Raw genomic sequence first — 24238 nt, 5'->3', positions numbered from 1 at the left:
TGCCTTGTGCCCCCTTTTATTGAACAATCTACGGTTAACGGGTATATTAGTAGGAAACATGTTTATACAAGAAGTAGTGTAACACTACAGAATGAAAGGTTGATAGCTGTGGAGAACCGTAGCACCCCCTCCAATTTTATTAAGAATGTTATTACCGAAGACCTCCGTACCGGTAAAGTAAAGGAAGTTATCACACGCTTTCCGCCGGAGCCGAACGGTTATTTACATATCGGACATGCCAAGGCGATCTGGATTAACTTTACACTGGCGGACGAGTTCGGTGGCAAGACTAACCTAAGATTTGACGACACGAATCCGGCTAAAGAGGATACGGAATATGTAAACTCGATTCAGGAAGATGTAAAGTGGCTCGGTTATGAATGGGAAGAGCTGCGTTTTGCATCTGATTATTTTGAGGAAATGTACAAACGTGCCGAATTATTAATTACAAAGGGCAAAGCCTATGTCGATGACCTCAGTGCGGATGAAATTCGTCAATTGCGTGGAACGCTGACGGAACCAGGAAAGAACAGTCCGCATCGTGATCGTAGTATCGAAGAGAATTTGGATCTGTTCCGGCGTATGCGTGCAGGCGAATTCAAGGACGGTGAGAAGGTTCTTCGCGCCAAAATCGACATGGCGTCACCGAACATTAACCTGCGTGATCCTGTAATTTATCGGATTACACATGCACATCACCATAACACAGGCGATAAATGGTGTATCTACCCAATGTATACCTTCGCTCATCCGTTAGAAGATGCTATTGAGGGGATTACTCACTCCCTTTGCTCGCTCGAATTTGAAGATCAACGTCCATTCTACGATTGGGTTGTAGCTGAATGTGAGATGCCAGCTGTCCCTCATCAATATGAATTTGGTCGTCTGAATCTGGCTCAAACGATGACTAGTAAGCGTAAGCTGAAGCTGCTTGTAGACGAAGGACATGTGGATGGTTGGGATGATCCACGGATGCCTACGATTTCTGGTCTACGCCGTAGAGGATATACGCCGGAAGCGATTCGTAAATTCGTGTATGAAGCAGGGATCTCCAAGAGTCAGGGTCTGGTGGACCTGCAAATGCTGGAGCACTTTATCCGTGAGGATCTTAAGCTAACTGTACCGCGTACTATGGCTGTGTTACGACCGCTTAAGGTTGTTATCACCAATTACCCAGAAGGTCAAACAGAATGGCTTGAAGCGGAGAATAATACAGAGAATGAGGAAATGGGCGTACGTCAAATTCCGTTCTCGCGTGAAATTTATGTTGAGCGTGATGACTTTATGGAGAATCCGCCGAACAAATATTTCCGGTTGTTCCCTGGTAATGAAGTACGTCTGAAGCATGCTTATTTCATCAAATGTAATGAGGTTATTAAGGATGAGAATGGCGAGGTAGTGGAGCTGCATTGTACGTATGATCCAGAAACGAAGAGCGGAAGTGGATTTACAGGCCGCAAGGTAAAAGGTACGTTGCACTGGGTTGAAGCTAGCCAAGCGGTTCCTGCGGAATTCCGTCTATACGAGCCTCTGATTTCTGCTGAAGAAGCGGATGAGGCTGTGGAGGTTGAAGGTTTGGATTCCTCGGTAGAGAAATCGGAGCCTAGCTTCTTAGATCAGCTTAATCCTAAGTCCATAGAAATCCTGCAAGGGTTTGTTGAACCTGCGCTTAAGGATAGCGTGGCTCAGGATAAATTCCAGTTCTTCCGTCATGGCTATTTTAATGTGGATAGCAAATATTCGGCGCCTGGACATCTCGTATTCAATCTTATCGTTTCACTGAAGAGTTCATTTCAGCCTCCTAAACAAGGCTAAACAGATAAATTAATCAAGGTAACAGCAAAAAGCAGGCTCAAACGTCCCGAATAGGTACGTTTGAGCCTGCTTTTTGTTGAATTATAATGCTTCGATGTCGAAGATTTCTTCATCTTCCTCTGAAGGGGGGCGATACCCTCCACGGCTAACAAAGAGCCACATGAAACCAAAGCCAAGCGTTCCAATAAGCGTCAAGAATACACCCGTCTGATACATGCTTTGTGCACCCAGATACTGATACATCCAACCTCCGAGAATACCTCCAATGAAACCGGATATCCCACTCCAGCTTAGGGTGTAGAGCGCTTGTCCGGAAGAGCGATAAGGCCGTGGAATCAGGAGCATCGTCAATTGGGTACCTACATAGAAAAAGCCGCCGAACGTTATGCAGTGTAAAATTTGAATGAACACCACTTGAAGGGCAGTAGTCGCATCAGCCATAAACCACCAACGCAAAACGAACAAACCACTGACCAATGCAAGCCAGCCGAGCAGAACAGAAATTTTACGTTTCAGGAACCGGTCACAGAGAACGAATACGCCTACCTCCAAAATGGAGGAGAGGAATACGGCAAGACCAATCATTTTTTTAGAGCCGCCCAGATCCGTAATATACAAGGATATAAATGTGGTGTTCATAGTGTTTGGAATGGATACCAGAATACCAAACAATAAAAAGCACAAGAAAAAAGGATTGAAAATCAACTTACTTAAGCCCTTATATGGCATCGGAGCTCTCATAATGGTATGGTTAATTTTAGGCAATACAAGAACGGATAGGATTGATGCACCTAGTAACGCTGTAAGCAGATAGGTCAAGATGGATACATCAGCCCAATCCAGGATAAAGCCGGCGACAATCGCAATCACTGCCCACCCTATTGAACCCCAAAGCCGGAAAGAACGGAAGCGCTGATTAGTTCCGTCAATATAGCTGAGAATCATCGTGTTGCTTTGAGCAAATAGTGGTCCTTGGAAGAAATAGAACAAAATAATGGCGTTGTAGATCGTTTCATATGTATTTGCTCGAAACATAAACTGTGAGAACACTAGCGTTCCGAATAACATTAGCAAAACGATACGCCGTATATTCTGAGAACGGTCTGTTAAGAACGCCCAAAATGGATTTGCAAATATGGATACTAGCGCTCCCATAGAGAATAAGACACCAATCTCTAATTTGTTCATCCCTACATCCAGCAGGTATAGTTGAAAGAAGCTGGTGAAGAGGACCATGGTTCCATATACAAAAAAATTGAACCATTTTAAAGACGTGATAGAAGATGGAATAACGCCTTTTCGCAAATGGTTCACTCCTTTCTCACTAAATATCTTGCATGGAGTAGAGTGGCCAATAGTAGGCCCTTCTATCACTGTAACACGTGTTGAAAAGGGATACAAACACCCTTTTTTACTTTTTTACATTATTTTGGGTTTTATTTATGTTTGAGACGATAAGCGACAAAAAATGCGTGAACGCGTGCGTAGAAGGTACAAACGCTAAGTGTAACGGGCGTTATTTTGGCCTATGACTATTCCCGCAGGATGGGAAATGACAAGGCAGTATTGTCTGATCGGCGCGTTTAACTTCAGTTTACAATCTGCAGATAGGATGGGTGTAAGGCGAGAAAGATATTACTATGCTTTTCTCGTAGAGCTATTTAGAAAAGGGGAGTCATTGTCATGAAGAAATCCGAATCCAAGCGAAAGATGGCGCTGAAGCCGTTTTTAACGCTACTAAGAGAAACCAAGCCTTCATACGGCTTATTGGCTATAGCCATTGCGTTAAGCATGATATCGACATTGGTCAGTCTGGTCATCCCGATGTTCACTAAGAACTTGGTGGATGGCTTCTCTTTGGCCTCCGTGAGCAAGCTGCAGATTGCGGGTATAGCAGCTGCATTTATTGCGCAGACCATTGCGGGAGGGATCTCTATCTATCTGCTCAATTATGCAGGTCAGAAGATGGTTGCAGGTCTGCGGGACCGACTGTGGCGTAAATTTCTAGTTCTGCCTGTGGCTTATTATAATGACAACCGAACGGGAGAAAGTGTCAGCCGCATGACGAATGATACAGGGATCATCAAAACGCTGATTTCTGAACATCTAGCCAGCTTATTTACCGGAGTGATCTCCATTGTAGGTTCGATCTCAGTTCTGCTATTTTTAAATTGGAAAATGACACTTGTTCTATTCACTGTTCTTCCACTTTCTGCGTTGATACTAGTACCACTTGGGCGGCAGATGTACAAAATTTCCAAAGGAATGCAAGATGAGACAGCTTCTTTTACTGCTACACTTAGTGGTGTTTTATCTGAGATCCGTCTGGTCAAATCCTCAGGCGCAGAGAAAAAAGAGTACGAGGCAGGCAAGACTGGAATTATGAACCTGCTTTCCTTTGGTATTCGTGAAGGCAAGATTAGCGCGATGATCAGTCCACTCGTCTCCTTTGTTTTTATGATGCTGCTTGTGGTCATTATCGGTTATGGTGGGATGCAGGTATCTTCCGGTGTCTTGACGGCTGGAGAACTGGTCGCCTTTATTCTTTATCTTATTCAGATTATTATGCCACTTACTCAACTGACTACGTTCTTCACACAGATTCAGAAAGCTAAGGGTGCCTCAGAGCGTATTATTGAGACCTTGGCAGCAGAAGAGGAAGTATATGAGGGACAGGAAGAGGCAAATGGCACAGAAGGTCCGATTTCAGTAGAGGGATTAAGCTTTGGATATAAAAATGGTGAGAAGGTATTGAATGATGTAAGCTTCCAGATGCTTCCTGGTCAGGTGACGGCTATTGTCGGACCGAGCGGGGGCGGCAAGACCACTTTGTTCTCGTTGCTAGAACGTTTTTACGAGCCTCAGTCAGGTCTGATAAAGCTGGGTGACAAGCCAGTGTCTACATTCTCATTGCGTTCGTGGCGGAAGCTTATAGGGTATGTCTCGCAGGAAAGTCCACTGTTGGCTGGTACGATTGCTGAGAATTTAACCTATGGATTGGATCGTGACGTTAGCAGGGAGGAGATGCACGCAGCTGCAGCAATGGCTTATGCAGATGGCTTTATTGATGCACTTCCTGAAGGATATAATACGGATGTCGGCGAAAGAGGCGTGAAGCTGTCTGGTGGACAGCGGCAACGGATTGCTATTGCTAGAGCACTGCTGCGGAACCCGAAGATTCTTATGCTTGATGAAGCCACTTCCAGTCTGGATAGGCAATCAGAAGCCGTGGTGCAGAAGGCACTGTCCAATCTGATGAAGGGTCGGACTACGATTGTAATTGCGCACCGTTTGGCTACTGTTGTAAATGCAGAGCAGATTATTTTTATGGAAAAAGGTCAAATTACCGGAAAGGGAAATCATGAGGAACTACTGGAAAACCATGAGCTGTATCGTGAGTTTGCCACCCAGCAGCTACAGATGAATAACCCCGAGGTTCAGGACATTGAAGAGGAGGCTCCAGTGCTACATGACAAAAATACTAATAGTGGACGACGATCCGCACATCCGCGAATTGGTAGAAGTATTTCTGAGAGCTGAAGGAATGGATGAGATCTATGGAGCTTCCGATGGACTGGAGGCTCTTCGGATTCTGGAAGGTAATAACATAGATTTAGCTATTATTGATGTGATGATGCCCAACATGGACGGCTGGGAGCTATGCCGGCGGATGCGCCAGAACTATGATTTCCCGATTTTAATGCTGACAGCCAAAGGGGAAACCTCACAAATTGTAAAAGGCTTTGAGCTGGGTAGTGATGATTATTTGGTCAAGCCATTTGAGCCGGTTGTACTTATTGCGAGAGTAAAGGCGCTGCTTAAACGATATCAGATTTCTGCCGCGCAAAGTGTGACCGTAGGCCGATTGCGTATGAATCGCAAAACCTACGAGGTCTCTTCAGAGTATGGGGAAATTACCTTGCCGCTTAAGGAATTTGAGCTGTTGTTTAAGCTGGGCAGCTATCCGGGGCAAACATTGACAAGAGACAGGCTGATCGAAGAAATTTGGGGTTATGATTTTGAAGGGAATGAGCGGACACTCGATGTCCATATCAACCGTTTGCGTGAACGGTTCAATCAGGATAACTATGGATTCGTTATTCGTACGATCCGTGGTCTAGGGTATCGGTTGGAGGGGCATGCATGAACTTGTTTAAAGATATTGTGAAGCATGTTTTGATGTTTATTCTCTTTCTTGCTGCAGCTGCGCTTTGCTGGACTGCGGCTTATTTTCTAATGAACCAAGTGAATGCTGCATATGGCTGGCCTTCCTCGAAGTATGTTTTGCAATTGGTCACCTTTCTAGTTGGCTTTGTAATTTTACTGCTGGTCTTTTTCTTATTTTCTATTTTCTTTCGTGGCTGGGAACGTGTCTTTTATAAATCGGTTATTGAAGGAATTCGCCGTATTTCCAAGGGAGACTTTGATGTTGTACTTGAACAAAATAGGGAATACCGTGAGTTCGGCGAAATTGTAGAGAGCATTAACGAAATGGCTAGTGAACTGAGCCAGATGGAGACCATGCGCCAGGATTTTATCTCCAATGTATCGCATGAAATTCAATCTCCACTAACCTCGATTCGGGGGTTTGCGCTTGCGCTGCAGGACGAAACCTTAAGTATGGAAAGTAGGAGGCACTACCTTAATATTATCGTAGCTGAGAGTACCCGCGTATCTGGACTCAGTGATAATTTATTGAAGCTGTCCGCGCTTGAATCAGGCAATTTTCCGTTTGAAAATCAGGTTTATCGTCTGGATAAGCAGCTTAGAGATACGATTTTGGCTTCTGAGCCACAGTGGCTGGAGAAAAATATAGAGGTAGAGGCCGAGCTGGAAGAAGTGAATGTAACTGCGGTAAAAGATTTAATGACCCAGGTCTGGACCAATCTTCTTCATAACAGCATTAAATTCACTCCCGGGAATGGATGTATTCATATCAAGCTTCGAACGATAGATGAGAGGGTAGAGGTGGAGATTCAAGATAGTGGGATTGGTATCTCTGAAGAAGACTTACCTCGCATCTTTGATCGCTTCTATAAGGCAGACAAAGCTAGAACAGCGAGCGGGGGCGGTAGTGGCCTGGGCCTATCACTGGTTAAGAAGATCGTTGAGCTGCATAACGGTAAAGTAACTGTGGCCAGCCGACCGGGTGAAGGAACGGCTTTTGTAGTGAGCTTGCCAATGCCAAAGAAATAAATCGGCAGTGTTTATGTAAATATGAATATTTACATAAACATGCAACAAAATCCGACATGTCTTTACAATTTTCTACTATTCTAAATATAGAATCTACGAAAATCCAAAAGACATCGGAGGATTAATCATTTTGAAGAAGAGCAAAATTCGCGTTTTTCTAACTAGTTCGCTTGCCGTATTATTGTTAGCACCCAACTTTTCATTACAGACAGTTTATGGTGCTTCAGGTGAATCGGCGCCTGATTTCAGGGATACAGCCTCTGAGCATTCAGGGAAATGGATGACAGGTGAATACCATGCACATACGTTTGAATCGAACGATGCTCAGGAGTCATTGAAAAGTGTGCTCGATGCTGCATTTGAACAAAATGGTTTTGACTGGATGGCACTGGCTGATCACCTTCGGGTATCTGACCGGGATGACGAAGGGGTGAATCTCCCTGGCGGCTCCATTCCGATGTCTCAAGGTATTGTAGATTATCAGAATGAGAAAATTAAGAAGTTACAGGCAGAAGGCAAATATGCTGGGAAAATCATTTTTTCAGGCTTTGAGTGGGATATGCCCCAATACGATCATGCTGCAGTTGGGATTGTTACAGATCATCCAGGGTCCGCAGAAGCTTTGAAGGCTATTAATCAATTTGAATATTTATTTACTAATCGTGATGTAAGTATGTTCGATCCGGCAGATGTGGCTAAGTGGAGTGCGGCGGATACCAGAGCTTTTTCTACAAAAGAAGATACTCGCACAGCTATGAAATGGCTCAGTAGTCATTATCCAGATAGCTATGTACTGATCAATCACCCCTCCAGAAAAAATGGTACAAGCTCGGAGCTTAAAATAGAGGATATCCGTGACTTTAACAATATCGATCCGAATCTTGTCTTCGGCTTTGAAGGTATGCTGGGCAATCAGATGGCGAGTGATCGGGGAGAGACACCTGAGACTTACGGAGGTACAGACGTCAAGGTTGCACAGCTTGGAGGAATGTGGGACGCACTGCTGGGTGAGGGCCGCAGATTTTGGAATTTTGCTAACTCAGATTTTCATTTCAAAACAAAAAATGATCAATTTTCCAGCGGTTACTGGCCTGGTGAATATTCCAAGAACTATACCTGGGTGGATGGCTCCGATATTAACGCTGTCGTAGATGGCATGCGGTCAGGGAAATCCTTCTCTGTTTTTGGGGATCTCATCAACGCATTAGAGTTTAACGTGTCTGGAGATGGACAAGAGGAAGAAATGGGTGGCGAACTGGACGTAAAACAAGGCGACGACCTAGAGCTTACGATCCGTTTCAAAAGTCCACAGCAAAATAATAATGGCGACGCCGTTAAGGTAGACCATGTAGATTTGATCTCCGGTGAAGTCCATGGCAAGGTTGATCCAGGTACACCTGATTACACCAAAGCGACTAACGATACAACAAAAGTGTTGAAACGCTTCACAAGCGAGGACTGGACTACAGATTCCGAAGGCTACAATGTTATTAAGTATAAGGTAGAGGCAGCGGACAAGGATCGTTATTTCCGGTTAAGAGGGACTAACCTTGGAACTGATGTTGCGGGAGAAACGGTTAATGGTGAACCGCAGATTGATCCAAAAAATAATACCGTCGATAACCTGACTCGTTTCGAAGAAATCAACGCCCGTAATTATAGTGATATGTGGTTTTATTCCAATCCGATTTTTGTGGATGTGGAGTCGTATAGCGATCAGCAGGCAGTTAACGATACTATGACCGCATTAGATCTAGGAGACACAAGCGCAGTAACTTCTGATCTAACGTTGCCTACCGAAGGCAAACACGGGACAAGTATTGTGTGGAAAAGCTCCAATCCGGTTCTAATGACGAACGAAGGTAAAATCATCTACCAATCTAAGAAGGATACGAAGCTGACCTTAACAGCTACAATTCAGCGGGGATTGGCTACGGAAACGAAGGCTTTTGAAGTAACGCTAAGCGGAGATGATAGTATCACCCCATTGGCGCTTCATAGCACATTAAAGACTGAGAACGGACAAGCTTATTTAAGTGGTGACTGGACGAATCAGAGTGTTTCGGTAAGCGTGTATGCTAGCGTATATATTCCTGGTGCGGATGTATCCATTCAATTAGCGACTGATGTAAACGGAAATTTCCTGCCCTATGAAAGTGGGAAAGTGGTTGAGATTTCGGAAGAAGGCCAACATCAACTGCAATTCAAGGCAACGGATTCTTTAGAAAATAAGACAACATTGCCGCTTGCTGTGAATATCGATCGTACAGCACCTGTGATTACCCTGAAGGGGGATAGCCGTCTTAGTCTGACCCAAGGGGATGACTTCAAGGACCCGGGCGCAGACGTTACTGACAAGGTTGGGATTGCAGGCTCTATCCTGGTGACAGGAACAGTGGATGTTCAGACTTCAGGAACCTATACACTGAAGTACAATGCGACAGATTTGGCTGGCAATGCAGCTACTGAGATTGTACGCACAGTAGTTGTAACTGCGGGCACTAGCAGTGGAGGGGGGAATAATAACGGAGGAGGCAACGGACCAGTTGCAACTCCATCTCCAACCGCGACGCCATCTCCTACAGAGCAGCCTTCTACAACTCCGCGTGTGGAATTGGAGGTAAAAGCACAGCAGGGAGGAACGGGCAGACTTAAAGACGTGGGCAGCTTTACGATTCCGGCTGGAGCGTTGTCTGGTAACAGCGAAATTGCCTTTTCGGTTATTGCTGCTGATGAGACACCAGCAATGGGCGCTCTTCAGGCTGTGAGTGCAGCAGTAGAGCTTACTAGTGACAAGGCAGGCATGCTCAATAAGCCTGTGGAACTGTCCCTCAATTACGATGCGGCCAAGATTACATCGGGGCATAAAGCAGCTATCTACTATTACAACGAGCAGCTTAAAAAGTGGATTTATGTTGGTGGTCAGAGTCAAACGGGTGGAACTATAACTGCAAGCTTAAATCAGCTTGCCAAATATGCTGTGTTTAATTATCAGGCCCCATCGATTACCGATTTGAATACACATTGGTCCACGGCGTTTACAGACCGTCTAATCGGTATGGGCGTCATGAAAGGGTACGAGGATCATACCTTCCGTCCGAATGAGGATGTTACTCGGACACAGTTCGCTTCTATGATTGTACGGGCGCTTGGTTTGCAATCAACAGGTAGCACAGTGAAATTCGCTGATCAAAGTGCGATTCCAGCTTGGGCTGCAGATGATGTAGCAGCGGCGGTAAATGCCGGAATCCTTCGTGGATATGATGTGAACGGCAAAATGTTCTTCGAGCCTTCAGAAAAGATTACCCGTGCCGAAATGTCAGTTATGCTCGCGAATGCTTTGAAGGCTAATGCCCATAAGCAAATGGATAAAGAGGGGGACTTCGCGGATCTTACCTCCATTCCACAATGGGCACAGGCATCTGTAAAAGCGGGTGTTGAAGCGGGTATTTTGGGTGGATTCGAGGATAACACATTCAGACCTGAGAACAATGCTACAAGAGCGGAGGCAGCAACGACGCTTTACAAGCTGCTCGAGGCTCTATATCTATAATAGTAGATGGTGAAGGCTATCCTTTAATCTCTAAATGAAACGCCGCTTTTCCCAGATGGCTTCGGGAAAGCGGCGTTTTTAATGAGACGGACTAGCCTCCAATTTGAGACATACGCCGAGCCGTCGGCGTGTGGCTTTGTGCTTTTTTCTCCAAGGCTAATGCCATTTCGTGGTTATGTGGCTTGTTACCCAGAGCTTTGCGGAATAAGGCCTGCACTGCTGCGGGATCGCTTATTAGGGGGCGGACATTGTACTCATCTTCCCAATACAGACAAGCTTTGATATGGCCATCTGCTGTTAGCCTTAGTCGATTGCAGTTATCGCAAAAGTGATCGCTTACGGGATGGATTAATCCGAACGTTCCTTGCGCTCCAATAACCCGCCGATTCTGGGAAGGGCCATTACCAGATGGCATCTCAGCTTCCTCGGTTTCCCAGCCGGCCGCAGTACAAGCTTCTATTACAGTTTCCAGCGGCAGATAGGATTGGCGCCAAGAATCAGTAGCACTTCCGATGGGCATATATTCAATAAAACGTACATTTAGTGGACTGTTCAACGTAAGGGAGATGAAGTCTTTGATCTCGTCATCATTAATCCCTTTCATCAATACAACGTTAAGCTTGATCGGCTCCAGCCCGGCAGCTTGTGCTGCCTCGATCCCCTTTAGTACCTTGGAGACCTCACCGCCGCGTGTAATCATAGAGAAGCGATCTTGCCGTAAAGAGTCCAGACTGATATTCACCCGTGACAACCCGGCTTCTTTTAGCAGCGCTGCTTTAGCTGGAAGCATTAATCCGTTCGTAGTCAGTGAAATATCATCGATCCCCGGAATGGCGGATATCATAGTTACTAGCTTCTCCAGGTCTTTGCGTACAAGAGGTTCTCCACCTGTTAGCCGTACCTTGCGTAATCCAAGTGGTGCTAGCGATTCCACAACTGCGGTGATTTCCTCATAGCTCAGAATCTCGTCCTGCGGCTGGAATTCCATCCCTTCCGCTGGCATACAATAAATGCAACGCAGGTTGCAGCGGTCGGTAACCGAAATGCGGATGTAGTCATGTAAACGTCCAAAAGGGTCCATCAGCGGCTCCATAGCGTTGCTCCCTTCATTTGTTGGTGTTTTGAATGCTTCCCGTCTTAAGAGGAGGCGAAGGTGTTTATACTTGTTTAGAATTTTAAAGATCACTCGCGGGTACGTCAATGAGCAAACTATTGAACGGGTTAAACTCCCCCTATTTGAATAAGGAGGGTTGTGATTTAATTGCATAATAATGGACAAACTAAATAGAATGACAAAGCCGAAATAGACTTGCGAAAATGTGACAAAAGTACGACAAATGAAGTGATTAGTCATAGAATGCTCACGGAAAGCGTTTTTAATATCCGATATAATCTAGGTGCGGATTACTTTTACGTTCACTTTTGCGAAAACAGAAAGGATACCGGAAATTGCACGTCGATCATGTGACGGTGTGTGACCGGGAAACCCAATGAGGAGGATTTGCAAAATGACTATGCAAACTGTTCCATCGCTCGCCGTGCCGGAGGCATTTAGCCATTGGTTGGAAAGTCGGGGATTAATATATCAGCTTTTAGTGGATTTTTTGGGTAGAAAACCATCACTCTCACTTGTGGCTCAGTGGAGCCGCAATCGCAAGATGAGTGTTGCTGCAGAGATGACGGAAGGTGGACGGGAACTGAAGCGCTATCTGAGTCAGGAACCGAATAAGCTACCCCATATATGTGAGAAAGAGACCCAAGAGTATAAACGGCTTATGCACGAACAGACAGTAAGCTCTTTTAAATTACGTGAAGCTGCTATTCTGGGTCGTTCTGAGGATTTCTGCAACGTGCTTGCTGATGTGTATACTTCCGCAGGAATTGTATTTAACAAATGTAATGGTGAAGCTGATGATCATATTGCTATTGAGCTGGAATTTATGGCAGTAATGCATGAGCGGATGTTGTACAATAGCTTCTCAATTAGAAGTGCTATGGATCTACTTGATATTCAGGTAGCCTTTTTGGAAGATCATTTACTGCAATGGACTCCACAGTTCTGTGAGAAGTTAAATGCAGCAACGAATAGTACGTTGTATTTGGGGCTTTCCCATATGCTCGCTGAGTTTCTACCCCTTGATCTGCAGATGCTGCGTTCCTGGAGAGCTTCGCTGGAGAGCAGTGCAACAGCAATGGTATAACAACACTATAATGCAGAGCCCGGCCTATAAATTAGGTCGGGTTTTTCTTGCTATGGAAGTGTAAATAGCGATTTAATTGAAGCTCCAAGTGGAGCGAGTAAATGAAGACCTGAGTGAAGTCCCAAATGACGATCCAAGTGAAGCTCTAGATGAAAAATTAGGGAATTTCTCCCTGAAATTCTGAAATTATTGGTCATAAGACATGTAATTAGGGAAAACCTCCCTATAATTCACCTGATTTGGCGCTAAATCAGGTGAATTAGCTATTTTTTAGGGAGGAATTCCCTAATTTCGTACATTTTGAGCGATTATCGGAAATTTTGAGGGAGTTTTTCCCTAATTAGTTTAGACCTACTGTCCACCGCACAACTACCCATCGCAAATCATGCACCGCCTACCGCACAACCGCCTATCGTCAATCCCCCGCCCGTCCAACCACTCATCTCCCACCTACAAAAGTCTACTGGGTTACTTTGCCCATTCCATAAAAAAGAAGCTGCCCCATAAGTAGTATTCACTACTTTGGAGACAGCTTCTTCATTTAGCATGTTTACTTGATTCGCATTTAGTGTTCTAGTCAATTACCTTTTTACTGCGGAATTTCATCAGGAATTCATACACGACTGGCACTACTACAAGTGTCAGCAGCGTGGAGCTGATCAAGCCGCCGATAACGGTAACGCCTAGCCCCTTGGAGATGATCCCTGCACTGTTTTCAAGTCCTGTAACCAGTGGCAGCAATGCACCAATCGTTGCAAGTGCAGTCATCAGGATTGGACGTAAACGTGTGCCGCCTGCTTCAAGCAAGGCTTGACGTGTGGTCATTCCTTCTTTTTCCTTATGAATAACGCGGTCGATGAGGACAATGGCATTCGTGACTACGATACCAATCAACATCAGCGCACCCATGAGGGAGGAGACGTTTAAGGTTTCCCCAGCGATCAGAAGGGCTACGAGTACCCCAATAATGGTGAAAGGAAGTGAGAACAGGATAGCAAATGGAGCTAATCCACCGCCAAACGTAACCACAAGCACGAAGTATACGATGGCAATAGCCGCCGCCATAGCAATACCTAATTGACCAAATGTGTCATTGATCTGCTCGGTTACACCACCGAAGCTAACCGTCACGCCATCTGGTAATTCCATAGCATCTATTTTTTCTTTCACGAGGTTTGAAGCACTATTGACGTCACTTGAAATAATCTCGGCAGTGACATCCACCTTCATTTTACCGTCCATACGAGTAATCGAGTCAGGGGAAGAGCCGTTTTCAATTTTAGCGACTTGCCCGATTGGCACGGAAATGCCTAGTGGCGAAGTCAATGTAGCCTCTTCCATTTCTTTAATACTCTTATACGTTTCTTTATCAGTTTCGATATAGACTTTGTAGTTCTTGCCGTCCATTTCTACTTCTGTGAGTACTGGGCGTGTACCTGCAGGAGCAAGCTTCATCGCAATTTGTCCCGCTGTAAGTCCAAGGGAGCTAAGCTTTTCTTGATCCGCTACAATCGTATATTGATCGTAAGCTTCTTTGAGACTTGTTTCGCCATCCTTGAAATTAGTGGTGTCAGCCTGTACGATCTTGGCGATCTCATCCGCTACCGGCTTAATTTGATCTAGTTCGTCTCCGAATACATTCACGGTTAACGTGCTTCCACCCATACCTCCGCTCATCATCGCGGACATATCACCCCACACACCATCTGGGACTTCTGCGGTTAAGCCTTCGATCAACTTCTCTTTTACATTTTCGAAATCAGGAGTATTACTATCGTAAACGATGAAAAAGAGTCCTGAGTTGCTGGATCCTCCCATACCCATCGGGCCGCCGCCACCAATGGAATATTGCATTTTATCTACATGCTGCTGTGCTAAAATATATTTCTCAGCTTTCAGGCCTTGTTCTTGAACTTCTTCAGTTCTTTGTCCAGCCTTCGGTGAGTAGGTTAGCATAACCGTTTTATCCTCTTGGGAAGGCATAAAGCTAACGCCGATAGGCTTGATCAGGAACAAGCTGCCCGCAAGGAGCAGAACCGCTACTCCGAACGTAACGAGTTTATGGGAAAGACACCAGTTCAGAATCTTTTGGTAACCGGCAGACATTCTGTCTGGTTTCTCACTATGGGTCTTCTTACCTTTTAATCCGTTGCGGAACAGGGAGTGTGCCATTGCAGGAACCAGGGTAATCGCAACTACCAATGAAGCGAGTAGGGCGAAGACCATGGTTAAAGCGAAAGGCAAGAACAGCTCTCCAACCATACCACTTACTAGAGCAAGCGGTAAGAATACCGCGATGGTTACAATCGTAGAGGACATGATTGGTACGAACATTTCACGAGTGGCTGCACTGATTAATTCCCGGCCTTTTAGCTTCTCGCCAGATAACGAGAGTCGCCGGTATATGTTCTCTATGACTACAATCGAGTCATCGACTACCCGTCCAATGGCAACGGTCATCGCACCAAGGGTCATCATATTAAGCGTAATGTCCATTTGACGCAGACATAACACTGCGATCAGCAATGATAAAGGAATAGAGATGATAGAAATGATCGTCGAACGAATATTCCGCAGGAAGACCAAAATGATAATTACTGCGAAAAGGGCGCCAAATACAGCTTTGGACAACATTGTATTTACGGAGTCCTCAATCGGCTTACCTTGGTCAAGCAGAACTGTAAGGTCAATGCCTTTATATTGTGCTTTTAATTCTTCAGTTTTGTCCTTAACACCATTTACGACATCAACAGTGTTGGCATCGTTGGCTTTGACAATCTGGATACCGATCGATTCTTTACCATTCGTACGGGAGATCGATTCAGAATTACCAACAACCTCAATTGTAGCAAGCTCTCCCAGCTTCACGGTTGGCAATCCCATATTTGCAGCTCCGCCAGCAGCGCCTGCACCAGCAGCACTTCCAGCACCTGCATCGGCAGTGCCAGCTCCAGGAGCCCCAGCGCCAGCAGCGCTCGCTGCACCAGTTGGCATAACTGGAATGGTCACATTTTTAAGATCTTCAACGGTGGTGATGTTGCCATCCACGACAACTGCCTTTTGAGCTTTGTCCATCTCGAACAGTCCTAGTGGAACACGGAGGGAAGAGCCTTGAATGATCCCTTTAACCGTATCTTCGGTCAGTCCGTATTGCTTGAGCTTCTCTTGATTGAACTTAAGCGAAACTTCTTTGACGTATTGTCCAGAGATTTGAATAGAAGCAACACCCTCAACATCTTCAAGGGCAGGGCGAATATCGTTCTCGGCAATACGGGTTAGTTCCTCGAGATCTTCTGAATCTCCATTCGATAAACTAAGGGAGACGACAGGCATTGAGCTAAGGCTAAAACGGGAAATGGAAGGCTTTTGCACATTGTCTGGCAATGAGACCTCATTCAGCGCTTCGCGAACAGCTGCTGTAGCATTATCCAGATTCGTTCCATAATCAAACTCGATTTGGATACTGGAGGCATTCTCCAGAGAAGTGGAGGTGATTGTCTTTACACCATCCACATTGCGCAGCTTTTGCTCCAACGGTTTACTGACATCATTAACGACGCCTTCTGGTGCAGCACCCGGATAAATGGTTGTTACACTAAGATAGGGTATACTAATATTAGGTAAGGTTTCTTGCTTCATTGTCAGTCCGCTATACAAACCGGCAAATACAATAATTATCGTCAGAAGCCAAATGGCAAATTTGTTCCTGAGCGAGAAATTAATTAAGCTTTTCATAAGTTTTGTTTCTGCTCCTCTCGGGCCTTTTCTTTACGAAATAGGGCGCCATTTTGAAAATTTATAATACTCGCTATCCATGTTCTTCTCTCTCACGAACTCTTTATAGAGCAATTAACGAAATAAGCATGAATGATTTGAAAAAGAGGTAACCAGCTTCCTCAATTCTTCCAATGGTGTAGTGAGCTCTGAGCAGGATTGGAGGTTGGACAACATCCCCTGTATGATTGCTTTGCGTGGGTGTGGTAAGAGAACTTCACCTTCTAGAATGTTGAGTGATTCCAGCAAATCGGCTGACTCTTCGGGTTCTATACTATCTAATTTACTGACCACAGTCTTCATGTCCTTAATGATCTGCAGTGGATTCTTGCGCTTACTCTCCTCATTCTCCTCCATCCAGCTTGCTAGAATAGTAGAGTTGATGAGAGGAGCCTGCTTACTTGTAAGAAGACCAGCTACAATAATATCTAGTAGATTCATTAGATGATCAGCCATAACGGCAAGGGACAAGTGGGTATCCTGACGAAAAATAACGGCAATATATGATTTGATTAGTCCATGACCTACAATACATAAATCTCCGGTATAGGGAATGATGTCTTTTCCATAAAGGGTCTCCATCTTCACCTGAAACCAGCGCAAGAAGGAAGCATTGTTTCTACGCAGCCATTCCGGTACTTCTGTATCAAATCCTTTTCCGGCAACTTCCTGAATCTGACGCTGTAAGAACTCACGTAATTCGTACACATGACTCAGTAGAATTTCTATTTGATTCCTAAGCTTTTCACGCGGTGTTCTTTGGGTTTCTTGTTCTTCACGTAATAAGGGATCACGAATCATTCGGTAACAATAGAGAAAAATACTGCGTTCCAGTTCTTCTTTGGATTTGAATACTAGATACAAGCTTCCCTTCGAAATTCCGCATAATTCGGCGATCTCTTGCATGGACGTGGAAGAAGAGCCTTTCACAGCGAATAACTGCATGGCGATCTTAATAATCTGTTCCTGCTTGTCCACAGTTTTATCGCTCATTGGGGGGATAACCTCCTTTCTGACTACCCAGTTCTATAATTGACTAATCGGTCAAAATAATTATATTCGATCCATCTTGTCATTACAAATTTCAGAACAGAAGGGTTACAGTTTTGTTGTAAATAGATTTTTACACAGTAATTGTCTAGGAAGATATAGGTTCTTCATGTAATATATAAAATGTGTCATTTTGGTGTTGCTTTTATGAATAAGAAGGTAGGTACAATATGAGAAGAGGACTTCAATCTATAATTATTATTGGGGCTTTCATAGCATTTTATTATTTTGGTTTTGGTATTTTTGGGAGTACTGCTGGAACAATTATTAGTATTTTCTCCACACTGACAGTCGTTTCAATTAGCTTAGCTATTTTTATGGAGAACCGTAATCCTTCTACTACGATGTCATGGATTCTTTTGCTTGCGTTGATCCCGGTGCTCGGTTTGGTCTTTTATTTTCTATTTGGACAGAATGTATTTAAACGTCGTAAATATGATAAAAAAGCACAAAGAGATCTTATGGCCTATGAGCGGATTGAGAATGACGCTTTGCGTACGCATCAAGATTGGTCGGTCTTTGACCCCTCGCGTCAAAAACTACTATTATTATCCAAGACTCTAGCGCGTACTCCTATTTCCTTTGCTTCAGAGACGCGCATCCTTACCAATGGTGAAGAGACGTTTGGTACATTACTGCTAGAGCTGCGACAAGCGAAGCACCATATACATATGGAGTATTACATCTTCCGTGCAGATCACATTGGAACGCGTATTCAACAGATTTTGATCGCAAAGGCGCGTGCGGGTGTATCTGTCCGATTTATGTATGATGCTGTGGGTAGTTTTCAGCTTTCTAAAGCTTTTTTGAAAGAGTTGGTTGATGCTGGAGTACAAGTGGCATCGTACGGTAATTCCACCTCCTTTTTCTCTAGCCGGGTTAATTACCGGAATCACCGAAAAATCGTCGTCATCGACGGTGATGTCGGCTTCATGGGTGGACTCAATGTGGGCGATGAATATCTAAGCCGTAGCAAAACTTATGGATTCTGGCGTGACACCCATATGTTAGTTAGAGGTGAAGCGGTACGGACGATGCAAATCATCTTCTTGCAAGATTGGATGCATACTACAGGTGAAAAAATACTGGAGCAGGATTATCTCACACCACAGCTACACTTTATGACAGGGGACGGAGCAGTACAGATCATTGCGAGTGGGCCGGACAATGAACGCCGTGCACTCAAAAATATATTTTTCTCCATGATCACCTCAGCTGAAAAATCAGTTTGGATTGCCAGCCCTTATTTCATTCCGGACGAGGATATCCTGACTGCGATACGTGTAGCGGCTATATCTGGTCTAGATGTTCGCTTGTTATTCCCTGCTAAGCCGGATAAATGGATTCCGTTTCTGGCTTCGCATTCTTATTTCCCGGCATTGCTGGAGGCTGGAGTGAAGATTTATGAATACGAGAAGGGCTTTATACACTCTAAGCTGTTAATCGTGGATGGTGAAATAGCGACTATTGGTACAGCAAACATGGACATGCGGAGCTTCCATCTTAACTTTGAGGTAAACGCATTGCTTCTTCAGACAGAGAGTGTTACACGAATCGTTGCTGATTTTGAACGGGATTTATTGTCCACCACTCAGATTGTGCATGAGACCTTTATGAATAAACGCATGGTGGTACGTATACTGGAATCTGCCGCCAGATTAATGTCTCCATTACTATAACTTCATTACAGATTAAACCACCGCGGAGGGTGCTGCCTTCTCTGCGGTGGTTTTTGTTTAAAAAGTAGTAAAGCCCAGGTTAGTCTGCAGCCGGAACAGGATGTACTTGAACCAGGTCACATCGCTCTGATAGGCCTCAAAAGGTAAAGTGAACGTATGACCCTCGTTATTCCATAGCCGATTAAAGTAGGCTTCCATGTCTGTGAACAGCGGCTGATCTCGCTTCATAGAAATCCACAGATCATTCTCTAGATTGTAGTCATCTAGATTGCGAGTGGTGAAATTGGTGGAACCGCCAAGAACGATGGAGCTGCCGGTTTGTTTGGCGATAAAGAGCAGCTTTGGATGATATTGCTCTTTGGTTGTATTGTACCAACGAATAGAGATTTCACCGTTCGTGCGTTTGTTCAGATCCATGGCAACTGGACGGTTGGGGATCCCGATTTTATCACGCCCGAAGGCGTTCTGATTTGGATCCAGGATTAGGTTTACCTTAGCCCCGCGTGATGTAGCCTCTACCAACGCATCCAGAATGGCATCATCAGCAAGATAAAACATCCCCATCCATACGGTATCCCCCTTCCGGGCGGACCTAATGCCTTGCAGCGCATATTTGTATACCTTTCCTTCTGTTAAATAGCGAACTTCTAGAGCTTCCGCTGATGGTAGGTTCTTTTCTTGGGTGAAATTGGGCTTATGAAGTAGCAATGGACCTGCATCTGAAAGATTGGCTGCCGCCTGCTCGGTCTGGAGAATATCGGCAATAATTGGACCTTGTACCTCCAAAGCAATATTGGAGTGGTAGGCGCTGGCATCGTGAACATTTCCAGAGGAAATTAGTGCAGTGTTCTCACTGACAATTACTTTGCGATGGTTCGCCTTCACATTCAGCAGCTTCAGATAAGATCGAGCGGTAATATCCGGTCCACCACTGGCCATAAGATTGGGGATAAAGCCCTTACCGGATTGTCCGAACCATTGAATGAAGGTGCGCCAGACGGCTGAATAGGCAGGTGTAGAATCCCGCAGCGAATTAACATCGGTCATGATGACTCGGATCCCCACGGCCTTCATTTCTTCCAGAAGATGATTGGGCGCCGAGTTGTAATTGGTATTGACCTCATCGGTGATGAAGACAATCTCCATTTCGGGATAGGTTTGCTTTTGTGAGATTAATTTATCTGTCAGCATTCGACTGACTGGAGGGAATGACTGATCTTCATGGGTATAATCATTGAACAGGAACAGGTCGATGACTAAGAACTCCCTTGACTCCTCGATGATATGTAGCATTCTCGGAAGAATTTCACTCTCCTGCTTACCTGTGTCCGTACCGTCTGGATAGGTTAGGTCATGCCAGAAGGATACATTGTTCACTTTGTATATGGGACTTTCATAGGAAATCCCAACGGGTAGAGGTTTATGTGTCTGGTATATCATGACGCCGATTAACCAGAGAATTAGAATGACGCAAGCCCATATCACTCGTTTGCGGCGTCGTGAAGAGGTGCGTTTCTTTGGAGCAAAAGCATGGGTTCTATCTTGTATCACTTGGGGCTGAACGGGTTGTTCACGATCTGATCTCATCGGAAGTTCCTCCTGAAAGTATTGCAGAGCACTTCCTTTATAATTATTATGCTCCGGCGTGTACCAACCTATTAACACCTAGTGGGTAGAAATGAAGCATCCCTCGTATTTCACTCACTTCATATTGTAAATTCATCTGAAGGGATATGTTATAATAAGTGCAGTTTAGGAATAGGAGGAACGGAGCATGAATCATACGCCAGAAGAGGCCGGACCATATGATGCGAATAGGCAGTCTGGCGCGGATCATGGCAATGACCTACCGACTGTAGAGGTTTCAGATAAGAAGTCTTTATTGCCTGCATCAAGGACAGGTGAACGCAAAATAGAGCATGTACGCCTTTGTCTAAATGAAGAAGTTGGTGGCGTTGGTGTGACTACGGGGTTTGAACATTACCGATTTCGGCATAATGCTCTTCCAGAGCTGAATTTCGATGATATATCATTGCAGACTACGTTCCTGGAACGTGAACTTCGTACACCACTGCTGATCAGCTCGATGACAGGCGGCAGTGCAGCTACAGGAGCCATCAATGCCCGACTAGCAGAGGCAGCACAGCATCGTGGATGGGCGCTGGGGGTTGGTTCTGTGCGAGCGGCGGTGGAGCGCTCTGAGCTAACCGAAACATTTTATGTACGGGACAAAGCACCTGATATACCGGTTATCGCTAATATTGGCGCCGTACAGCTGTCCTATGGTTTCGGGATTGAGGAGTGTCGCCGGGCTGTGGATATTGCTGGTGCGGATTTTCTTGTGCTGCATCTCAATGGTCTTCAAGAGGTCTTCCAACCGGAAGGGAATACTGGCTTTGCTTCCTTACTATCGCAGATAGCAAAAGTATGCCGTGCACTTGAGGTTCCTGTAGGTGTAAAAGAAGTCGGCTGGGGCATTGACGGTGATACAGCAGCACATCTTTATAATGCAGGGGTAGCTTTTGTTGATGTAGCGGGTGCAGGTGGAACATCCTGGAGTCAGGTCGAGAAGTTTCGGAGTAGAGACCCTATACGGCGCGCAGCGGCTGAAGCTTTCGCAGACTGGGGTACTCCAACCGCAGATTGCATTGCGGAGGTACGTGCTGTCTCCCCGAAGGGGGCATTGATTGGCAGCGGCGGCTTGAAGCATGGTGTGGATGCGGCGAAGGCATTGGCCCTCGGTGCTGATTTAGCAGGCTTTGGACGCAATCTTTTAGGACCGGCAGTAGATTCTGAAGAGGCGCTAGATGCTGCACTGGCTCAGGTAGAGCTGGAGCTTAAGATAGCAATGTTCGGCATCGGAGCTCCCGATTTAGCAACTTTACGTGGGACTTCCCGTTTAATACGTAAATAAAAGTATATGGTAAATATAGAAGTGAGGAAGTGAAAAAAGATGATGATTAAATTGGTTCATATGGATGAGTCTGCTTTTCAATTTTTCTTAGGTCAAGCTACTCGTGATTACGCTGAAGATAAGATTAAAGCCGGCGCTTGGGACCCTGAAATCGCGATGAAGCTGTCTGAGGAAGCTATAACACAGTCTTTACCTAAAGGGCTGAGCACAGATGGCGCTTATCTATATTCTATAGTAGAAATAAGTAGTGATATCCAGGTAGGATACATCTGGTTTAATGTAAGTGAAGGCCGCAGCGGCCGAGAAGCTTTCATTTATGATTTCTATGTTTTTGAACCGTATCAGAGTAAAGGCTATGGCAAGCAGGCTATGGTCGCACTCGATGAAGAAGCTCGTGAGATGAACGTCACCAAAATCGGGTTACATGTCTTCGGTCAGAACAATCGTGCATTTGAGCTCTACAAAAAAATGGGATATACCGTAACTGACATTACGATGTCTAAAGATTTGTAATACTTAACGTGGAGACCTCGAAGGAGGTCTTTTTTGTGTTGTTCTAAGAAAACTAATGTAAATAATTGTGATAAATATATTTGAATTAGGAGGAATAGAAAAATATGATTATTAAATAAATTCCTGAAAATGGATTCAGCTATATGGAATATTGGAAGGGGGATTAAGGTGAGACCAAGGTTTGTATTACCAGCGGCTTTATCTGTAGCTGCAATACTGTTACTGGTTAGTTGCAACCGTGGGGATTCGCCAGGGAAAAAGCAATCTGCGTCGGGGCAAGTTCAGGCAAGTCCGGTTGCGCCGGTAGCCTCTTCAAAGGTAGCGGGAAAACAGCTAGAAGCGGCGTTGTCTCCATTGACAGTGGAACAAAGATTAGAGGATTTTGATTATATGTGGAAGATTATTGAGGAGAACTACCCTTTCCTAGAGGTAAATAAGCGTCTAAATGGAGAGGATTGGCTTGCGAACAAAGAGGAGTACCGTAATGAAATTGCAGCAGTGAAGACAGATGATGAGTTTTTTAGACGAATGAAATTCGTACTTAGCAGGTTAAATAATGGGCATACCAATTTTTTATCTAAGGAAGAATATCCATGGTTTCTAAACGCCTATGTTCAGGCAGGTTTTGGTTATGAGCCTTGGATCAACGTGTTTCAACAGCCAAATGTGTTGGCTCGTTACAACCAGAAACCTTTAGCGGAGCAGCAAAGCTCTAATGGCATCGTTAACGATATGAATAGTGGTGAGGCAGGGAGTCAGACAGGAAAGACTTCCGGGAATGTAAAAAAGGTTATTATAGAGCCAGAGCAAATAGCGTATCTAGGCATGCGAAGCTTTGCTGGAAGTCTCATGGAGATGGATAGTTCGGAGATTCGTGATTTTTTAATAGAAGTTAAAGATTATAAGACATTAATTCTAGATATCCGCGGAAATGGCGGAGGAAACAGTAATTACTGGAGAGCTCATATTGCTCCTCTGCTGATCAATAAACCTATCGAATACAATACATACTTACTTTATACAAGAGGCAACTATGCTGAGACCTTTATGCAGGCACGTCAGATCACAAGGGGGCAGCAGCCTATTACCAACATCAAAGACGAACAGTTGCCTAATTTACCATCGGAAGCATTAAAAATGTTCAAGACATATAGTAAAAATACAGATGTAGTAATCCCTCAAGAATCCGTTGGTTTTAAAGGAAAGATCTATTTGCTGGTAGATAGCTCTGTGTATTCAGCGTCGGAAGGTTTTGCAGCATTTGCAAAAGGCACCGGGTTTGCGACGGTTGTTGGTGGCAGAACAGGTGGGGACGGACTAGGGATGGATCCACTTGTCGTTGCATTGCCTAATAGCGGTTATGTATTCAGATTTTCCTTTGAGATGGGACTTAACTCTGATGGAAGCTGCAACGAGGAAGTGAAGACAGTCCCTGATGTGGAGGTTGATCCAGATACTTCTAAGCCCCTATTGGATCAGCCGGCGGTGCAAAAAGTATTGGAACTTGCCAAATCCTATTGAAATGGGTTCGCTTGGATAAGGC

16 protein-coding genes are annotated in these 24238 nt (G+C 44.8%); 10 read left to right on the top strand and 6 right to left on the bottom strand.

Annotated features, from left to right (window positions below):
- Window positions 1-108: 108 nt before the first annotated feature.
- Window positions 109-1815 carry a glutamine--tRNA ligase/YqeY domain fusion protein gene (locus tag MHI27_RS28995; protein WP_076285634.1) on the top strand — a complete coding sequence of 569 codons (1707 nt, stop codon included), beginning with the start codon at window positions 109-111 and terminating at the stop codon, window positions 1813-1815.
- 81 nt (window positions 1816-1896) lie between these two features.
- On the opposite strand, the gene MHI27_RS28990 is transcribed toward MHI27_RS28995, so the two are convergent.
- Entirely contained in the window at window positions 1897-3129 is a 1233-nt protein-coding gene (locus tag MHI27_RS28990) for an MFS transporter (RefSeq protein WP_405175197.1), read from the bottom strand.
- A 369-nt stretch (window positions 3130-3498) separates the two neighbouring features.
- Here MHI27_RS28990 and MHI27_RS28985 point away from each other — a divergent pair, with 369 nt between their 5' ends.
- From MHI27_RS28985 to MHI27_RS28970, 4 genes are all read left to right on the top strand, one after another.
- Complete coding sequence (locus MHI27_RS28985; protein WP_405175196.1) at window positions 3499-5355, top strand: ABC transporter ATP-binding protein; 1857 nt, start codon at window positions 3499-3501, stop codon at window positions 5353-5355.
- Window positions 5285-5962 carry a response regulator transcription factor gene (locus MHI27_RS28980; protein ID WP_405175195.1) on the top strand — a complete coding sequence of 226 codons (678 nt, stop codon included), beginning with the start codon at window positions 5285-5287 and terminating at the stop codon, window positions 5960-5962. Before MHI27_RS28985 ends, MHI27_RS28980 begins: the two co-directional genes overlap by 71 nt.
- Entirely contained in the window at window positions 5959-7011 is a 1053-nt protein-coding gene (locus MHI27_RS28975) for a sensor histidine kinase (RefSeq protein WP_405175194.1), read from the top strand. The genes MHI27_RS28980 and MHI27_RS28975 overlap by 4 nt, the downstream gene beginning before the upstream one ends.
- 130 nt (window positions 7012-7141) lie before the next feature.
- Window positions 7142-10564 carry an S-layer homology domain-containing protein gene (locus tag MHI27_RS28970; RefSeq protein WP_405175193.1) on the top strand — a complete coding sequence of 1141 codons (3423 nt, stop codon included), beginning with the start codon at window positions 7142-7144 and terminating at the stop codon, window positions 10562-10564.
- A gap of 91 nt (window positions 10565-10655) precedes the next feature.
- Here the strand turns inward: MHI27_RS28970 and moaA are convergent, their stop codons facing one another.
- Window positions 10656-11657, bottom strand: a complete 1002-nt coding sequence (gene moaA, locus MHI27_RS28965) for a GTP 3',8-cyclase MoaA (RefSeq protein WP_405175192.1) — start codon at window positions 11655-11657, stop codon at window positions 10656-10658.
- A gap of 415 nt (window positions 11658-12072) precedes the next feature.
- Here moaA and MHI27_RS28960 point away from each other — a divergent pair, with 415 nt between their 5' ends.
- On the top strand, window positions 12073-12765 hold the full coding sequence (locus MHI27_RS28960) for a molecular chaperone (protein ID WP_042192508.1): 693 nt from the start codon (window positions 12073-12075) through the stop codon (window positions 12763-12765).
- 383 nt (window positions 12766-13148) lie between these two features.
- Here the strand turns inward: MHI27_RS28960 and MHI27_RS28955 are convergent, their stop codons facing one another.
- From MHI27_RS28955 to MHI27_RS28945, 3 genes are all read right to left on the bottom strand, one after another.
- Complete coding sequence (locus MHI27_RS28955; RefSeq protein ID WP_143759239.1) at window positions 13149-13346, bottom strand: hypothetical protein; 198 nt, start codon at window positions 13344-13346, stop codon at window positions 13149-13151.
- Window positions 13339-16500, bottom strand: a complete 3162-nt coding sequence (locus tag MHI27_RS28950; protein ID WP_405175191.1) for an efflux RND transporter permease subunit — start codon at window positions 16498-16500, stop codon at window positions 13339-13341. The genes MHI27_RS28955 and MHI27_RS28950 overlap by 8 nt, the downstream gene beginning before the upstream one ends.
- Window positions 16501-16614: 114 nt before the next feature.
- A complete protein-coding gene (locus tag MHI27_RS28945; RefSeq protein ID WP_341129360.1) occupies window positions 16615-17532 on the bottom strand; it encodes a TetR/AcrR family transcriptional regulator in 918 nt (305 codons plus the stop codon).
- Between the two features lie 227 nt (window positions 17533-17759).
- Between MHI27_RS28945 and cls the strand changes: the two genes are divergently transcribed.
- Window positions 17760-19268, top strand: coding sequence for a cardiolipin synthase (cls, locus tag MHI27_RS28940; protein WP_042192502.1), 1509 nt, complete (start codon window positions 17760-17762; stop codon window positions 19266-19268).
- 57 nt (window positions 19269-19325) lie between these two features.
- Here the strand turns inward: cls and MHI27_RS28935 are convergent, their stop codons facing one another.
- On the bottom strand, window positions 19326-20855 hold the full coding sequence (locus MHI27_RS28935; RefSeq protein ID WP_341129359.1) for a phospholipase D family protein: 1530 nt from the start codon (window positions 20853-20855) through the stop codon (window positions 19326-19328).
- A 187-nt stretch (window positions 20856-21042) separates the two neighbouring features.
- On the opposite strand from MHI27_RS28935, the gene fni reads away from it, so the two are divergent.
- The 3 genes from fni to MHI27_RS28920 all read left to right on the top strand — a co-directional run bounded on the left by fni (window position 21043) and on the right by MHI27_RS28920 (window position 24216).
- Complete coding sequence (gene fni, locus MHI27_RS28930; RefSeq protein WP_341129358.1) at window positions 21043-22182, top strand: type 2 isopentenyl-diphosphate Delta-isomerase; 1140 nt, start codon at window positions 21043-21045, stop codon at window positions 22180-22182.
- 39 nt (window positions 22183-22221) lie between these two features.
- Window positions 22222-22695, top strand: a complete 474-nt coding sequence (locus tag MHI27_RS28925; RefSeq protein ID WP_231573354.1) for an N-acetyltransferase — start codon at window positions 22222-22224, stop codon at window positions 22693-22695.
- A 168-nt stretch (window positions 22696-22863) separates the two neighbouring features.
- Window positions 22864-24216 carry a S41 family peptidase gene (locus tag MHI27_RS28920; RefSeq protein WP_341059279.1) on the top strand — a complete coding sequence of 451 codons (1353 nt, stop codon included), beginning with the start codon at window positions 22864-22866 and terminating at the stop codon, window positions 24214-24216.
- The last annotated feature ends 22 nt before the right edge of the window (window positions 24217-24238 follow it).

This window comes from Paenibacillus sp. FSL H8-0261 (assembly GCF_045040645.1).
Lineage (GTDB): Bacteria > Bacillota > Bacilli > Paenibacillales > Paenibacillaceae > Paenibacillus_AQ.
This window is presented reverse-complemented; position numbering and strand designations above follow the sequence as displayed.

What these genes read in the sequence shown, in the direction of transcription:
- fni (WP_341129358.1), top strand. Translation starts at nt 21,043, where the DNA reads ATGAATCATACGCCAGAAGAGGCCGGACCATATGATGCGAATAGGCAG.
- cls (WP_042192502.1), top strand. Translation starts at nt 17,760, where the DNA reads ATGAGAAGAGGACTTCAATCTATAATTATTATTGGGGCTTTCATAGCA.
- MHI27_RS28975 (WP_405175194.1), top strand. Translation starts at nt 5,959, where the DNA reads ATGAACTTGTTTAAAGATATTGTGAAGCATGTTTTGATGTTTATTCTC.
- MHI27_RS28985 (WP_405175196.1), top strand. Translation starts at nt 3,499, where the DNA reads ATGAAGAAATCCGAATCCAAGCGAAAGATGGCGCTGAAGCCGTTTTTA.
- MHI27_RS28950 (WP_405175191.1), bottom strand. Translation starts at nt 16,500, where the DNA reads ATGAAAAGCTTAATTAATTTCTCGCTCAGGAACAAATTTGCCATTTGG.
- moaA (WP_405175192.1), bottom strand. Translation starts at nt 11,657, where the DNA reads ATGGAGCCGCTGATGGACCCTTTTGGACGTTTACATGACTACATCCGC.
- MHI27_RS28945 (WP_341129360.1), bottom strand. Translation starts at nt 17,532, where the DNA reads ATGAGCGATAAAACTGTGGACAAGCAGGAACAGATTATTAAGATCGCC.
- MHI27_RS28935 (WP_341129359.1), bottom strand. Translation starts at nt 20,855, where the DNA reads ATGAGATCAGATCGTGAACAACCCGTTCAGCCCCAAGTGATACAAGAT.
- MHI27_RS28980 (WP_405175195.1), top strand. Translation starts at nt 5,285, where the DNA reads ATGACAAAAATACTAATAGTGGACGACGATCCGCACATCCGCGAATTG.
- MHI27_RS28960 (WP_042192508.1), top strand. Translation starts at nt 12,073, where the DNA reads ATGACTATGCAAACTGTTCCATCGCTCGCCGTGCCGGAGGCATTTAGC.
- MHI27_RS28925 (WP_231573354.1), top strand. Translation starts at nt 22,222, where the DNA reads ATGATGATTAAATTGGTTCATATGGATGAGTCTGCTTTTCAATTTTTC.